The 15,091-nt window shown below is 61.5% G+C and carries 13 protein-coding genes; 9 read left to right on the top strand and 4 right to left on the bottom strand.

Annotated features, from left to right (window positions below):
• Positions 1 to 315: 315 nt before the first annotated feature.
• Together IEV62_RS17500 and IEV62_RS17505 are read right to left on the bottom strand one after the other, a co-directional pair.
• Positions 316 to 1,044, bottom strand: a complete 729-nt coding sequence (locus IEV62_RS17500) for an anti-sigma factor family protein (protein WP_188449801.1) — start codon at positions 1,042 to 1,044, stop codon at positions 316 to 318.
• Positions 1,041 to 1,529 (bottom strand): RNA polymerase sigma factor, encoded by a 489-nt coding sequence (locus IEV62_RS17505; protein WP_188449802.1) that lies wholly within the window; start codon positions 1,527 to 1,529, stop codon positions 1,041 to 1,043. Before IEV62_RS17505 ends, IEV62_RS17500 begins: the two co-directional genes overlap by 4 nt.
• Before the next feature lie 155 nt (positions 1,530 to 1,684).
• On the opposite strand from IEV62_RS17505, the gene IEV62_RS17510 reads away from it, so the two are divergent.
• From IEV62_RS17510 to IEV62_RS17520, 3 genes are all read left to right on the top strand, one after another.
• Positions 1,685 to 2,917 (top strand): S8 family serine peptidase, encoded by a 1,233-nt coding sequence (locus IEV62_RS17510; protein WP_229733362.1) that lies wholly within the window; start codon positions 1,685 to 1,687, stop codon positions 2,915 to 2,917.
• Positions 2,918 to 3,024: 107 nt separating this feature from the next.
• Positions 3,025 to 3,954, top strand: coding sequence for a hypothetical protein (locus IEV62_RS17515; protein ID WP_188449807.1), 930 nt, complete (start codon positions 3,025 to 3,027; stop codon positions 3,952 to 3,954).
• Positions 3,955 to 4,029: 75 nt separating this feature from the next.
• A complete protein-coding gene (locus tag IEV62_RS17520; protein ID WP_188449808.1) occupies positions 4,030 to 4,857 on the top strand; it encodes a transporter in 828 nt (275 codons plus the stop codon).
• A 138-nt stretch (positions 4,858 to 4,995) separates the two neighbouring features.
• Here the strand turns inward: IEV62_RS17520 and IEV62_RS17525 are convergent, their stop codons facing one another.
• Positions 4,996 to 6,354 carry a TolC family protein gene (locus tag IEV62_RS17525; protein ID WP_188449810.1) on the bottom strand — a complete coding sequence of 453 codons (1,359 nt, stop codon included), beginning with the start codon at positions 6,352 to 6,354 and terminating at the stop codon, positions 4,996 to 4,998.
• A gap of 151 nt (positions 6,355 to 6,505) precedes the next feature.
• Between IEV62_RS17525 and IEV62_RS17530 the strand changes: the two genes are divergently transcribed.
• The 6 genes from IEV62_RS17530 to IEV62_RS17555 all read left to right on the top strand — a co-directional run bounded on the left by IEV62_RS17530 (position 6,506) and on the right by IEV62_RS17555 (position 13,017).
• A complete protein-coding gene (locus IEV62_RS17530; protein ID WP_188449812.1) occupies positions 6,506 to 7,708 on the top strand; it encodes an HlyD family secretion protein in 1,203 nt (400 codons plus the stop codon).
• Positions 7,705 to 9,855 carry a peptidase domain-containing ABC transporter gene (locus tag IEV62_RS17535; RefSeq protein WP_188449814.1) on the top strand — a complete coding sequence of 717 codons (2,151 nt, stop codon included), beginning with the start codon at positions 7,705 to 7,707 and terminating at the stop codon, positions 9,853 to 9,855. Before IEV62_RS17530 ends, IEV62_RS17535 begins: the two co-directional genes overlap by 4 nt.
• A 191-nt stretch (positions 9,856 to 10,046) precedes the next feature.
• Entirely contained in the window at positions 10,047 to 10,241 is a 195-nt protein-coding gene (locus tag IEV62_RS17540; RefSeq protein WP_188449815.1) for a hypothetical protein, read from the top strand.
• A 154-nt stretch (positions 10,242 to 10,395) separates the two neighbouring features.
• Positions 10,396 to 11,361: a hypothetical protein gene (locus IEV62_RS17545; protein ID WP_188449816.1), complete on the top strand. Its 966-nt coding sequence runs from the start codon at positions 10,396 to 10,398 to the stop codon at positions 11,359 to 11,361.
• A gap of 5 nt (positions 11,362 to 11,366) precedes the next feature.
• A complete protein-coding gene (locus tag IEV62_RS17550) occupies positions 11,367 to 12,101 on the top strand; it encodes a 2OG-Fe(II) oxygenase (RefSeq protein ID WP_188449817.1) in 735 nt (244 codons plus the stop codon).
• A gap of 283 nt (positions 12,102 to 12,384) precedes the next feature.
• Positions 12,385 to 13,017 carry a tyrosine-type recombinase/integrase gene (locus tag IEV62_RS17555; RefSeq protein WP_188449818.1) on the top strand — a complete coding sequence of 211 codons (633 nt, stop codon included), beginning with the start codon at positions 12,385 to 12,387 and terminating at the stop codon, positions 13,015 to 13,017.
• 140 nt (positions 13,018 to 13,157) lie between these two features.
• Here the strand turns inward: IEV62_RS17555 and ltrA are convergent, their stop codons facing one another.
• Complete coding sequence (gene ltrA, locus IEV62_RS17560; protein ID WP_229733364.1) at positions 13,158 to 14,447, bottom strand: group II intron reverse transcriptase/maturase; 1,290 nt, start codon at positions 14,445 to 14,447, stop codon at positions 13,158 to 13,160.
• Positions 14,448 to 15,091: the final 644 nt, after the last annotated feature.

A 15,091-nucleotide genomic window follows, 5' to 3' on the forward strand; every position in this document is an offset into this window, starting at 1 on the left:
CACAACGCGGCGAAAACCGAAATCCCCATAGGTCAGCACGCGTGGCCCGCGGCTTCCTGCTTTGGAGGATATCGTACGCCTGCCGGCATCCGATATCCTTCACAATTGTCGCCATTCGATGCGTCGAGCGTCCTTCCCTAAACTTGCCTTTCATTCAGGAACGCGGCCACGCCTCGCTCAAGGTCCGCAGCTGGGACGAAGTCACCATTCATGGCATAATCGTCCAAAGGCGGCTTTCGGCAGAATCCGTCTTTCGCGCGTTTGACGCTGGCACGTTGCCGATCGGACAAAGCTGGCCGATAGTCGATAAGTATCTTACTGGCGCCAATCATTTGCTTTGGCCTTCGCCTCTGCTTCCCCATCGAGCGGGTCGTCCGCCATCATTGCCTGCGCGTCGGCCAACAGCGCGGCGTCGGCTGAGCCCGCCTGACGAAACTCGGTCGTTCCAGGACGCATACCACCGCGTGTTTCACGCAGCACCCAGCCGCGATCATCTCTGCAAGCGATGCCGCTGATCGCTTCGCCCGAGAAGCCGCGGCACACACTGCCCGATTGATCACGAAAGCTCACCAAAATCCGCAGCGGCGAATTGCTCGGCTGGGACGATGCAAGCTGTGTATCGAGCGTTCGTTCAAGTCCGCCCGAGGCAACAAGCGCCTCGCCCCGACTGGCAACGGGGCCCTGATCGATACGCTGCCCGATCATTAAGCCAAGCAATACACTTGCGGCGATTGCCCCTCCGGTGGCCCAAGCGCTCCAGCGGCGAGTTAGCGGAGGACCAGACCGTGCAGCGCGTGCTGCTGCAATATCAACGACTGGCGCGGACGGCACCAGGCTGCGCAGCTTTCCTGGCAGGGGAGCCTTGACGATCGGGTCAAAGCTTTCCTTCAGCGTTGCGCGCAACTGGCGGTGCTGCTCTATTTGTTCGGCAAGCAACGAGTCGCTGGCAATTGCACGCTCAACGCGCTTCGCGCCGATCGGATCAAGCTCGCCATCGGCATAGGCCATCAGCATTTCGGGCAGCAATTCAGGGTCGATGGTCATGCCGCCTCTCCTAATTTGGTCATCAGGGCCTCGCGCCCGCGGACCAGCCGCGAGGTGAGCGTACCCATTGGCACACCCAGAATTTCCGCCGCTTCCTTATAGGCAAACCCCTCCACGAGGACGAGCGCGATCGCCTCGCGCTGGTCGGCGGGTAGTGATTGCATCGCACGTCCGACATTCCCGAGTTCAACCACGGCCTCGATCTGCTTGTCGCCGGCGTCACCTACAGCAAGACCTGCCTCTTCATCGACAAAGGTCTGTCCGTGGCGCGATCGGGCGCGGGTCGTGTCGATCCAGGCATTGCGCATGATACGGTACATCCAACTATCCATCCTTGTGCCCGCCACGAGCTGATCGCGAGCCTTGAGCGCTCGCTCAACCGAAGCCTGACAAAGGTCGTCCGCGTCGGCAGAGCTTCGGGCGAGCGCATGGGCAAAGCGCCGCAATCGCGGCAACAGCGCAAGCAACTCGCTCTCGAAACTCACCTCGGGTCGGTCCTTTCGGCCAGGGGGCCATTGTTTCTCGATGGATGAAACGGATCGCCGCAGGCGTTTCATCCATCACATGACATATTTTGCGTTTTTGCTAGGGTAATTGAATGTTCCGTCGCGGCGCTTTTCTGCTTTCACTTTTGCTCCCCGTGGCTGCCGCAGCGCAATTATTGCCCCCCATCGGTGCGCCCGGCCTGCCAATGCTCGGCGATGTGGCAACGGGCGTGACGCGCGAGTTGGGAAACGTGACAGATGTTCCGCGCACCGCAATAACGCTCGTCCGCGATCGGCTTGATCGGATAACGACGCTGGTGCGCGCCAACCGCGACACGATCGCGCTCGACGACAAGGGCGAACCGGCCCGCGCCGGGGAAGTGCTGGTCGATGATCCCGATGACCGGCTGGTCGCCGATGCGGTTGCGCGAGGGTTCGTGCTGATCGAGCGTGGCACCATCCAGGGCACTGGCATCGGCTTTGCCCGCTTCGCCAGTCCCGCTGGGCAGCGGCTTCCTGCCGCGATAAAGGCCATGCGTCGGATCGCCGGCGATCGATCGGTGAGCGCCGATCAGCTACACTTCGACAGCGGTTCCTTTATGGGCGCCGCCGAACAGCCTGCCAAGAATGCGCCCGCCGCTGCGAGTTCGCTGCGTCTCGGCATGATCGATGGCGGTGTCGCCGAGCCTGCCAATACCCGTGCAAGGATAGCGCGCCACGGCTTTGCGCGCGGCGCGCCGGGTGTCAGCAACCACGGCACTGCCGTCGCCTCACTCATTATTGGCAGCGGCCAGGTTCGCGGTGCGGCTGCCGGGGCGACCTTATGGGCGGCCGATGTTTATGGCAGCGACCCTGCCGGCGGCAATGCAAGCGCGATCGCCAAGGCGCTCGGCTGGATGAGTGCTGAACGCGTGCCTGTCGTCGTAATCAGCTTGGTAGGCCCCGCCAACCCATTGCTCGCGCGCGTGGTGCAGGCGGTGCAGGCGCGCGGGACGATCATCGTGGCTGCGGTCGGCAATGATGGGCCGGCCGCACCGCCGAGCTATCCCGCTTCCTATCCCGGTGTCATCGCGGTGACAGGCGTGGACGCCAAGGCGCGCGCGCTGATCGAGGCTGGCAGAGCTTTGCACGTCGATTATGCAGCGCCCGGCGCGGACATGCTTGCCGCCAACGCTGCCGGTGCCGCTGTTACCGTCAGAGGCACGTCGTTTGCTGCCCCGCTTGTGGCCGCGCGGATCGCGCATTTCCATGCCAACGCTGACCCGGCGGCGATCAACGCTGCCATCGATGCCGCCGATCGCGAAGCCAGCGATCTCGGCAAGCGCGGTCCAGATCCCCGCTATGGCCGCGGCCTGCTCTGCGGTGGTTGCGCGACACCCGCAAAATAATTTTCTCGCCGGTCGGGATTAAAGCCCGCGACGGATCCGTTGTTTCGATGAGCACGCCAATCGACGGGCGCGCCAGACAATCTTGAAACGGGATAAGGACAATCATCATGTACAAGTTTTTGGTCAGCTCGACTGCGCTGGCCCTTGCGCTGGCGGCAACCCCTGCTTCGGCACAGCTTCTTGGTGGTGGTGGCGGATTGGGCGGCGGTCTCGGCGGCGGCCTGGGTGGCCAGATCGGCGGGCTCCGCCCGCAGCTGCCGACCATGTCGCGCCTGCCGACAACCAGCGACAGCGCATCCTCGATCACGTCTCGCACCAGCCGCAGCATCAAGAGCGACCGTAAGGTTGATGCCCGCAAGGGCAATATCGCTACCAGCAACTCGGCTGACGGCGCGATCGATGGGTCGATGGTCAACAGCAGCAACTTCGCCAACCAGTCGCTGACCGGCGCGCTCAATGGTTCGGCGTCTGGGTCGATGAACGCCAATGGTGAAGCGCAACTGATCGGCACCGACGCCGTGCGCAGCACCGCTGGTGCAGTCCGAGATCGCGCGACGACGACCACAGGTGCCGTTCGTGACCGTGTCACGAACGCTGTCGGCACAGTGCGCGATCGGGCAACGAACGTGACCGGGGCGGCAAGGGATCGCGCCACCAATACCGTCGGCACCGTACGTGATCGCGCGGGTAATCTCGTCGGCAATGCGAGCGGTAATGCGGATGCAAGCGGCACCGGCATGGCTAGTGGAAGCCTGGGTCAATTGGCGCTCGCCGGCACCAGTGCGGGCAATGGTGCGGGCATGTTTTCGGTGATGCCGGGCATGCCGGTTACAGACTCCAAGGGCCGGGTGATCGGTACGGTCCAGTCGGTCAGCAACAATGCGAAGGGTCGGGTTGAGGCCATCCGCATGAAGGTCGGTGATCGCCTCGCCAATGTGCCAGCGTCCAACTTCACTGGCGGCTTCAATGGCGAAGGCAGTGTCCTTGTCTCGGCGATGGGCAAGGGTGCGCTCAAAAAGACAGCCAGCGCGCAGTAAACCCTATCGTTAAGAAGCGTGCGCCCGGTATTGGAGAGCCCAGCTCTCCGTGCCGGGTTCGCTGGGAGCCGAATTATGCGTTCACCCACGAGAGACCTTGCGTTCGCGTTTGGGCTTATCGCCGCCTCCGCCATGCCCGCTCTGGCGAGTGGACGGAACCCGGAGCAGCAACCCACAACTTCCAACAATAAGGCAGGCGAGGTCTTTGCTACAGTTGATTACCAGCAAGGGGATTACGGAACCGGCGCACAGGTCGAAACAGTGTCGACCACATTAGGCGTCGCGGTGCGCAAGGGGCGGGTGCGCATTGCCGCGTCCGCGCCTTATCTGCGGACAACAGCGCCAGTTGATGTTGTGGTAAGCCAAGGCGGATTGTTCGGCACACCGCTCCTCGCCAGTTCCGGGAGCCGGACTGAACGAATTAGCCGCGAAGGGCTGGGAGATGCGACGCTCCAGGCGACCTATGATGTGCCCCTGGCCGGTTTATCAGCATCTATTGGTGCTGGGCTGAAAGTACCGACTGCCTCGCGCCGCAAAGGGCTGGGGACTGGTAAGCTCGATTATGCCGTTAATGCTCAAATCGTCCGACCAATCGGCAAAAGGATCTCGCCGTTTGCTGCAGTCGGATACACAATTGTTGGCCAGCCCCAAGGCTTTGCGGTCCGCAATACCCTGTCCGCGAGTGGGGGAGCGCGCGTGGCGCTATCATCGCGGGCCAATGCTGCCTTGTCATACTCTTTTGAGCAATCTGCTTCCACAAGTTTGCCCAACCGCCAAAGCCTCGGCCTCGGCGTTGGTGTCTCCGCTGGCCGCCGATTAAACTTGGGACTTCAAACTGAAGCGGGAGTGAGTAAAGGGGCTCCGGCCGTGAAGTTGGGCGTACGGATTGGAGCCGGTTTCTGACCGATGGACGTTCGTCAGCTCGCACCAACGCTGGCCGACGGGTTGATATCTCAGCTAGATCTGGCAACTACCGTAAGTCGCTCGAACGTATGCTGAGAAATTTGCGAAACGGTTTCTGGCTCAGCCGACAACCTTTTCTCAGGCCCTCGAAACCCTGAACAGCGCGATCGCGGCTTCCAATCTTTCTTGCCTGCTGACCAATTCGGCGTCTTGCGCATTGATGAGGAGGTCCTGCGCGTCGAGCAGATGCCGTAAATCCGCGTCGCCCTCCAGATACTGGACGCGGGCAAGCGATGCAGTCTGGCGCGCTTGATTCGTGACGGCTGCCAGGATCGAGGCGCGGTTCCGCGCGTGGGCGGCGGCGGACAAACCATTTTCAACGTCAGCCAGAGCTGCAAGCAACACCTCGCGGTAGTTTTGCACCGATTCGCGTTGCTGCGCCGCTGCCAACGCCAGATTGCCCTTGAGCCGATTCCGATTGAAGATTGGCGCCATGAGATCGGCACCGATGCTAAGACCGGAAAGGAGGCCGCTGCCGAGAAACGATTGCGCATTGCGACCAATCGAGAGGTCGAGCTGCGGGAAAAATGCGGCACGGGCCTGTCGAACATCACCCCCTGCTGCTTCTATTCGTAGCTCAGCAGCACGCACATCAGGGCGCGTGGCGATAAGCCGGGAGGGCGATGGCGGCGCGATATCGGGTATCGCAAACTGATTGATGTCCGCAGGCACAATCTGAAAGCCGGGTGCTTCCTCGCCGACGAGCAGAGAGATTGCGACACGCGTTTCCTCGAGCGACTGCTGAAGCCGCTCTCGTTCGGCCCGCAGCTGCTGGACGCGGATCGTTTGCAAGCCGACATCGACTTTGGTCGCCACACCTGCTTGCTGGCGTAATTCGATGATCCTCTGAAGTTGCGCTGCCTGACCAATGCTCTGCTCGATTAGGCCTAAGCGCGCCTGAAGCGCCGCCCGCGTAACATAAGTCCGCGCGAGTTCAGCCGTCACCAGAATGATGAGCGCATCACGGTCATATCGAGCCGCCATAGTGCGCTGCGCGGCACTGCGTCTTCCGGCCGCTGCACCGCCGGCGAAATCGACCGTCAGCGCCGCATCGATCGTCGCAAAATTGCTCGCGAAATCAAACGCACTGCCGCCTGCGCGGCTATTCGCCGAGACGTTGGTGCCGATCGACAGCGAAGGCAACGATGCGCCGCGTGCGAGGCGAAGGAGCGCCCGCGCCTGATCGATCCGCGCACTTGCCCTAAGTAAGCCGGGGCTAGTAGATTGCGCGCGATCGATCAGGTCGGCTAGTTGCGTTGACCCCAGCAGAGCGGCCAGATCAGCGTCTGGCGATACCTCGTAGCTACCAGTTACGGTATCGCTCCAGGCGGGCGACACGACTGGCGGGGCCGCATCCAGCTGAGGCGTGCCGGTACAGCCCGATATCGAGACGAAGCTGCCGACTAGGCAAATTCTGCGAAATTGATGTGGCGACATGCGACCACCAATAATCCGTTCGCGTTAAAAAAACGCTCTGCGGGCCTCTCGGACTGTCCCATCAGGTTAACGCGCCCTTTACCGGCCGACGATATCGGTTGCTGTGACTATGGGACGGCTTTAAGTGGCGAATACGCTTTTTCGACCGGAAGTGATCGAAGCCCGTCGGCACCGGCTGGCGGGAACGGTGATCGCTGCCGTGCCGCCTTCATCGAAACTCTACACCGCCCTCACGGGTTCTGTGGCGGCGGTGATCTTCGCGATCCTGACTTTCGGCAGCTATGCCAGCACCGCCAATGTGCGTGGGGTCATCGCCTACGATGCCGGCCTTGCCCGCGTGATGAGCACGACGGCAGGCGATGTGCGCGCCATCCGGGTGAAGTCCGGTCAAACAGTCGAGGCTGGAGCACCCTTGATCGACCTGTCGACCGCGCAGGGTGCCAAGGGATTGTCGGCACAGCTTGACGAAATAACCAGCCAGATCGTCCAGCTCGATCGTCAGCTCGATATCGCGGTGGCGTCATCGAACGCCGACACGCAGGCATTGCGACAGCAGCGCGGCGGCCTGGTCGATACCGTCGCATCGCTCGAACGGCAAAAGGCGATCAGCGAGAGTCAGGTCCGGCTCGGCGAGCAAACTTTGGCGCGCTTTATGCGGCTCGCCAAGCAGGGCGCGGGAAGCCAGCGCCAGGCCGATGAGGCCCGCGCCGAACTCCTCTCCCGCCGCGCGGAAAGCGAGGCGCTCGGCGAGCGGCTGGTCGATGCGCGCTCGAAGATCGGTGCGATTGCCATCCAGCTTGGCCAGCGCGCGCTTGACGGCGACAAGGCGCGGTCGATGCTGCTGACGCAGCGCGCAGCGCTCACCGCCCAGCGCGAGGATATTAAGCGGGCCGACCATCTGGTGCTCACCGCGCCGGTCGCCGGCGTTGTCAGCGACATATCGACCGAGATCGGGCAACATATCGGGTCCGAAAAGTCGCTAATTACCATCATCCCGCACGGCAGCCGTACCGAGGTGTGGCTCTATGCGCCCTCCAACGCGATCGGATTCGCGCAACCGGGGCAACGCGTGCGATTGCGCTTTGATGCCTATCCGTATCAAAAATATGGCTGGGGACGTGGTACGGTCGTCGCGATTTCGCGTGCAGCGATCGATCCGGCTAATGTCGATGCCGCCATCCGCCCGTCCGAGCCCGCCTTTCGCATAAAGGTGCGGATCGATTCGATGGGGTCGATCCAAATGCCAAAGGATGCGTTGCGCCCCGGCATGACGCTGGCCGCCGATCTCGCGCTCAAACGTCGGTCGCTCTGGGCGCTGATGTTTGGTCCCGTAACGGGGGCAATCGGCACATGACCCTGCCGTGGTCGGGCAAACCCGACACCAAAGCGGTGCTACAGACCGAGGCCGCCGAGTGCGGCCTTGCCGCGTTGACGATGGTCGCGAGCCATCACGGCCACCGCGTCAACTTGAGCGGCCTGCGGCAACGCTATCCGACTTCCATCAAGGGCGCGACGATGGCGCATCTGATGGTGATCGCCGCCGATCTGGGGCTGGCCCCGCGCGCGGTGCGGCTGGAACTGGACGAATTCAGCCAGCTGAAACTGCCAGCCGTTCTGCACTGGGACCTCAATCACTTCGTCGTGCTGGAATCGGTTGCCGCCGACAAAGACGTGACCATCCTCGACCCCGCCGTCGGCCGTCGCCGGATGACGATCGAGAAGGCGAGCCGCCACTTCACCGGCATTGCGCTTGAATTGACGCCGACTGCCTCGTTCACGCCAATCGAGGCACGCGCAACCACCCGGCTGACCGATCTGTGGAGCCGGATGACCAATTTCCGGCGGGCCTTTGGCCAGGTTTTGCTGCTATCGTTCGTGCTGCAATTCACAGCACTGCTGACGCCTTTCTACATTCAGGTCGTGATCGACGACGCCATCGCGCAGGGCGATGCCAATTTGCTGCTGCTGCTGCTGCTCGGCTTTGGGGTCGTCTACGGCCTGAACAGCGTGACCAAGGCGCTCCGCGAATGGGTAATGCTGACGCTCGGACAATCGCTGTCGTTCGATCTGGGCGGCAATGTCGTACGCCATTTGATCAGACTGCCGCTTGCCTATTTCGAGCGCCGACATGTCGGCGACCTGATGTCGCGCGTCGGGTCGATTCAACCAATTCAATCTCTGCTGTCGCGCGGGCTGGTCAACATCCTGATCGACTCGGTCCTGTTTCTGACTACACTCGTCGTAATGGTGGTGATCAGCCCGTTGCTGGCCGGTATCGTCCTGGCCAGCACGCTTGCCTATCTTGGCTATAATCAGCTGGTCTATCCGGCGATGCGGCTGCGCGCCGAGGAAGAAATCATCGCGCGGGCGAGCGAAGAAACCTATCTGATGGAGACCATCCGCGCGGTCCGTTCTGTCAAGATTTTCGGGCATGAGGCGCAGCGGGAAAATGGTTGGCGCAACCAATATGCCGATGTCATTTCGGCGTCCTATCGATCGCGCCTGCTCGATATCCGGGTCGGCCTCGCGGAAAATCTGCTGTTCAGCGCCGCCTTCCTGATCTGCGTCTATTTCGGCGCGATGCGCGTGATCGGAAGCACGATGACGATCGGCACCCTGCTCGCCTTCCTGTCCTATCGGAGCAATTTCGTAACCAGCGCCACGTCGCTCGTCGATCAGGTCCAGCGCTGGCGTCTACTCGGCGTTCACCTTGAACGACTCTCGGACATCGTGACCGAGCGCAAGGAGGAGTTTGCACTGCAGATCAACCGGGGCCCACTCTCTGCGCCCGCGATTTCGCTCGATCATTTGACCTTTGCCTATGATGAGGGTGAAGCCCCGGTCATCGACCGGGTCAACGTCGATATTCCAGGTGGCGCCTTTGTCGCGATCGTTGGGTCGAGCGGTGCGGGCAAGACAACTCTGTTCCGCTTGATGCTGGGCCTGCTCGATCCACAATTGGGCAGAATCATTATCGATGGCGTGCCGTTGGGCAGCGCGACCATGGCGGGGTGGCGGGGCCGGATTGGTGCGGTGTTGCAGGATGATTGCCTGCTGACGGGCACGATCGCCGACAACATCGCCTTTTTCGATCCCACAGCCGACCGCGACCGCATCATCGAAGCCGCGAAAATGGCCGAAGTCGACACCGACATCGCGCGCATGCCGATGGGCTATGATAGCCTGATCGGTGATATGGGTGCGGCACTATCGTCCGGCCAGCGCCAGCGTATCTTCCTTGCCCGCGCGCTGTTTCGAGATCCCGATGTGCTGTTCCTCGACGAAGGCACCGCCAATCTCGACCCCGCCACCGAGACGCGGATTGCCGACATGATCGCTGGCTTGCCGATGACCCGGATCGTGATTGCGCACCGCCCAGCACTCGTCGAGCGTGCGGACTTCGTCTTCACCCTCGGCAATGGTCATATCAATGTTCGCGAGGGGCCGCTCGCTCGCGCTAGAGCTACGGCGACAAACAATAGACTCCATTCTGCCCTTTAAGTGCAGTTAAATTAACTATAGATATTTATATTAACCATTTAATTTATGCCATTAGTCGATAATTGGTAAATGTTTCATAATGAAGCGCCTAAAAATAGCCGATTTACCTGAACAAAAAACTCGATAAGTTTCATCCATCGGTTTCGCTCAATCGTTAATGAAAACCGGTTGTTAGGATGAAAGGGTTAATCATGCGCGATCTTACAAGCATCGAACTCGGCCACGTCTATGGCGCCGGTGGCACGGGCTGTTCGCCTTGCCCGCCGTCGCAGCCGCCCAAGGGCGGTTCAAAGGGCGGCGGCAAGGGCAAAGGTGGCTCCAAGGGCGGCAGCAAGGCCAAGGGCGGCTCCAAGAAGGGCGGCTCCAAGGGTAATTATTCCGGCTGATTAGCCGCCATCAAACGCGGTATCTTGCGGGGCGGAGCGACCGATTAGTCCTCCGCCCCTTTCTTTGCCCCCCACCAAGCGGTTTCAACGCAAAGTTCAACCTTTTGTGCTGAACTCCTGACACGCCCGAACGAGGGTGAAACGGGAGTCCGCATTGAACGTCCACCGCCGCCCCGCCGATTTTGCATCGGTCGATGCCAATTCGTCGCTGATCTGGTTGCTCGGCCAGCCGCATCTTGAGGAATATCTTTCGTTCGTCGCGCGCAAAGTCGTTGGCGGCGACGCAATACCGCCCTTCCAACTCGCTGAAGAATGGCGCGCGGCCAATGATCGTTATTATGCGCTCGAGCAGGCCGAGGCTGGCGAGGCCGACCGGATCAAGACGCGCGCACTGCCCAAGGCGCTGGCCAGCCTTGCTGATGAGGTCCGGGCAGACCGGTATTATCAAGCGATTTTCGATGCCTTGCCGACAACGATCGAGATGGTTGAAATCGATCGGTTGGTGATGTGGCAAGGCCAGGTGGCAGATCGCTTCGCGACACTGCGCGGCGAAATGCTCGGCCGGACGCCGACGCCCGACGCGCTGTTCCGTTTCTGCCTGCCGCTTCAGCGCGATCTGCCCGCTGTCTCGATCCGGCGTTTGAGTGCCGATCGTTATCAGTTCGTGTCCGACGCCACCGACTTCGGCGCGCAGACACCCCAGTTTCTTCCTGAAGCTTTGCTCGATACACTGAAGGCGACAGGGCCGCTCGCGGCCGCACTGACCATACCGATCGGGTTCGGTGCCAATTTCCTGAGCGCGATCCGCAGCGACGATCGGCTCCTGCTGCACAATGGCTATCACCGCGCTTATGCTTTGCGCGCGCTCGGGATCCGCTACGCGCCCTGCGTCGTCCAGACCGTCACGCGGCGTGATGAGCTGAAATATGCCGCCGATCCGCGCGTTACGGGCGATCCAGCCTTCTACTTCAGAGCAGACCGACCGCCCTTGCTGCGGGACTTCTTCGATCCGAAGCTGGCCAAGCGATTGCAGGTTCTGCCGATCCAGACGGTGGTCGATATCCAGGTGAGCGTGACGAGCTGTTCATCGACCCCACTGCCGCTGCGGCATCAAGGATGACCGCGTTGCGCCTGAATACCGGGCTCAATGTTGATCGCCTGGCGCAAGAATTTAAGGAGCACCGCCGCGTCAGGATTTACGACCTCCTGGAACGGGAAGACGCCGAAGCGCTGCACGCCCATCTGGAAGATCAGGACGATTGGTGGCGGCTGATCAATACGCCGGATGGCATATTGGAATATGATCGGCGCGCATGGCAGCGCCTTGGCGTTCGGCGGCGGCGCGCGCTCGACGAGCAAGTTTTTGCGCAAGCCCGCGATGGCTTTCAGTATCGCTATGAAGGGTTGCGGGTCCCCGACGACCCCGATCGGCTTGAAGAGGATGATGATCCGCTGACGGCGTTCGCCCGTTTGATGGACAGCGACGACATGCTTCGCATGCTGCGACGAATTACCGGCCAGCGCGACATCGGCTTCTCGGATGGCCATGCGACCGCCTATTCGCCCGGCGATTTCCTGACAGAACATGACGATGACGTGCCCGGCAAAGGCCGGTTGGCCGCCTATGTATATGGCCTGACGCGGGCGTGGCGCCCAGAATGGGGCGGCATTTTGATGTTCCATCGGGACGATAGCGCGATGATCGACGGCCACGTCCCCCGATTCAACACGCTCGACCTCTTTGCAGTACCACAGCAGCATAGCGTGTCGATGGTCACCCCATCCGCACCCGTCCGGCGCTTCGCGGTGACCGGGTGGCTCCGCGCCAGCTTGCCTGACGGGTACGGCAACGCCGAATGATTGCCATTTAACGTCTGTTGGCTACCGTAACGTCCATCTTGTTGTCGCGTTATCGCTGCGGAGTGACAGAGATGAGCGCAAAGTCGGCCGGCGGTACGCCCCTTGAACAATGGATGGTTTTGGCAAAAACCGTCGCTCGCACGCTAGCTGCGGAGTGACCGTGATTGAGTCGGAAGCCGACCGTCGATTCGAGCGGAACTCGGCATGAACCACAAATGCAAACCACTGTTTCACCGGCTTTCATCTATGTCGGAGTGTGAACCCTGCTCTATGGAGATGAGCGATGGGGCATTCTTCGATGGATCCCGCGTTCCATGAACTTCGTCCCTGGAACGAAGGCAGACTGCTCGGCGCCAAGCGTGCGCTCAAACCGCAGCAAGTATGGGCGATCCGTTTCTGGCTCGATCAGCATCGCCGACTGCGCGACCGGGCCCTTTTCGACTTCGCCATCGACAGCAAGCTTCGCGGTTGCGACGTGGTCAAGGTACGCATCGGTGACATCGTCGCGGGCGGTCGCATAAGGGATCGCGCTATTGTCGTGCAGCAGAAGACCAAACGGCCCGTCCAGTTCGAGTTGGTCGAACCGGCCCGAAAGACGCTCTTCGATTGGCTTGAGCGCCGTGGTGGCACTCTCAACGACTTCGTTTTCCCGAGCCGGAACGACTACATGGGACACGTGAGCACTCGGCAATACGCCCGGCTGGTCCGGGAGTGGGTGACCGGGATCGGCCTTCAGGCCGAGGATTACGGCACGCACTCGCTTCGGCGCACCAAAGCATCGATCATCTACAAGGCGACCGGCAACCTTCGCGCCGTTCAAATCCTTCGTGGCCATGCCAAGATCGAGAGCACGGTCCGCTATCTCGGCGTTGACGTCGAAGACGCGCTCGAACTTTCGAAGCGCACGGAAATCTGATCGGGCCGATTAGAGTAGAGTCAGGAGGTGGCGCGGTATCGTGCGGTTCGCCTGTGGGGCTTACCAGACGACCCGTTTCCACCCCCTGCTCATCGAACCGGACATGCGGATCTCCCTGCATCCGGCTCTCGGACAAAGCATCACGCCTTCGTCCACGGCGCGCCCCGACCAAGCTGGGTAAGACGGACGTGCCCGTATTGCTCGTAGAGATGCTGGGGTAGATAGGCTCCCGCCCTCTTGCCGGCTTTCCCGTGCTTGCGCCGAAGCCACCGACGCAGCCGCACCACTGTGTAGCTGTCGATCGCGCGGTACGCCTGGCTCGTGGTCCCAACCGAGAAGTAGTTGGCCCATCCGCGCAGCGCCTGGTTGATCTTGGCCACCAGCACTGTGGCATCCTGCCATGTAAACCTTCGCTCGGTGAGCGCGTGGATGGTGTCCACGGCCCGTTTGATGCTCTTCTTCGACGGTCGATAGCCCATGCGGGCTCGCCCCGTTTTCGCCGAGTACATCCGCCCGAAGGTGTAGCCCAGAAAGTCGAACGTCTCGTCCGGCACCTTGCAAATGCGAGTCTTCTCCTCGTTCACCGTCAGCTTCAGCTTGCCCATCAGCCTGCGCATTTCGTCGAGCGCCGCTTCCGCGTTGCCCTTCTGACACAGGATGACGAGGTCGTCGGCGTAGGTGATGAGCCGAGCGCCGAGGCGTTGCCCAAGGCCGAGCTTCCGCCACCCCAACACGAACCGGCGCATATATAGATTCGCCAGCAAGGGTGAGATGGGTGAGCCCTGCGGGATGCCGCATCGCTGATCCCGGGCCACCGTCGTTCGTGTTTTCCGGCCTCGATCGTCCGTCTCCTCGACAGCGCAGTCCAGCCACGACCTGATCAGATGCAGCACGGCTGGATCGAAGATCCGGCGTGCCACGGACTTCATCAGCTCGAAATGAGGGATGCTGCCGAAGTAATCGGCGAGGTCGGCGTCCACGACATCAGGACGGCCATGGTACAGCTGATCTTCCACCTCGATCACGGCCTGCTGGGCATTGCGCCCGGCGCGATAGGCATAGATTTCCGGTGGAAGGTCGGCCTCGAAGATCGGTTCCAGCACCAGCATCGCTGCTGTCATGCAGACCCGATCCCGCACGGTGGAGATGCCCAGCGGCCTGAGTTTGCCGTTGGCTTTCGGTATATGGACCCGTCTGATCGGCTCCGGTCGGTACGTCTTCTCTCTGAGCGCAAGCGCCAGTTCCGCCAGCCACCGCTCGACGCCGTACGCCTCGATATCCACGAAGTCCTGACCATCCACACCCGGTGCGCCCTTGTTGGAGCGGCACTTGGCATAGGCATGGGCCAGAATGTCGTCGCGGCTGATCTTGTCGTACAGCGCGTAGAAGCGATAATCGGCTTCCGCCTTCGCTTTCGCGTGCAACGCCATCTGCAGTTTCTGGACGCTTTTCGGAGTTGATAGGTTTCCCAATCCCCTGTCCCTCACCACGTGTTGCGTTCGCCTTGAACTGAGGCCCCTTCCCTCCACCGGCATTACCCGGTTTCCCCGGTACTACGGGCCTCTCCGCCACCCCACCGCGCCCGTCCCATCCCTCGCGGGCGTCCGGTTGCTCATCCCTGAGCACGTGATGGGGCTTCCCGTGTTGCGTGCGCTTTCCTTGTGTACATGCTGCCGCCATTACCCCGGTGCAGCAGACAGGCTTCAAACGTCGCTCAAACTCGCCCGTCTGTATCAGCCTTCCCCGAAATGGGTGTCGGGTCGGCCTGCACATCGTCCTTTTCGAGGATTGCTCAGCGTTCACTCACGTTGCGGCCTGCACACTCGCACGGTCACCTATGTGACCGTCATCCGGGGGCTTCAGACATTTCGTCACCTCCATGCCTGCCCCGGTTGCTTCCGGCTGGAGCAATTAGCCGGGTGGGACTTGCACCCACTAGAAAGCGCCGCCTTTGCACGGCGCACCCCACAGCACGAAGCCGCTGCGCGGCAGTGGAGTTTGCGGTGAGGTAGCGCGCGTGCGCTGAGGTTTGGTCCCGCGGAGGCGGTGGCGGACGATGGAGTTCCTTCAACGA

Origin of the sequence: Sphingomonas psychrolutea, assembly GCF_014636175.1 — a bacterium.
Classification (GTDB): Bacteria; Pseudomonadota; Alphaproteobacteria; order Sphingomonadales; family Sphingomonadaceae; genus Sphingomonas; species Sphingomonas psychrolutea.

Coding starts and splice junctions, on each gene's coding strand:
- IEV62_RS17500 (WP_188449801.1), bottom strand. CDS start 1,044: ATGACCATCGACCCTGAATTGCTGCCCGAAATGCTGATGGCCTATGCC.
- IEV62_RS17515 (WP_188449807.1), top strand. CDS start 3,025: ATGTACAAGTTTTTGGTCAGCTCGACTGCGCTGGCCCTTGCGCTGGCG.
- IEV62_RS17520 (WP_188449808.1), top strand. CDS start 4,030: ATGCGTTCACCCACGAGAGACCTTGCGTTCGCGTTTGGGCTTATCGCC.
- IEV62_RS17525 (WP_188449810.1), bottom strand. CDS start 6,354: ATGTCGCCACATCAATTTCGCAGAATTTGCCTAGTCGGCAGCTTCGTC.
- IEV62_RS17535 (WP_188449814.1), top strand. CDS start 7,705: ATGACCCTGCCGTGGTCGGGCAAACCCGACACCAAAGCGGTGCTACAG.
- IEV62_RS17540 (WP_188449815.1), top strand. CDS start 10,047: ATGCGCGATCTTACAAGCATCGAACTCGGCCACGTCTATGGCGCCGGT.
- IEV62_RS17555 (WP_188449818.1), top strand. CDS start 12,385: ATGGGGCATTCTTCGATGGATCCCGCGTTCCATGAACTTCGTCCCTGG.
- ltrA (WP_229733364.1), bottom strand. CDS start 14,447: ATGGCGTTGCACGCGAAAGCGAAGGCGGAAGCCGATTATCGCTTCTAC.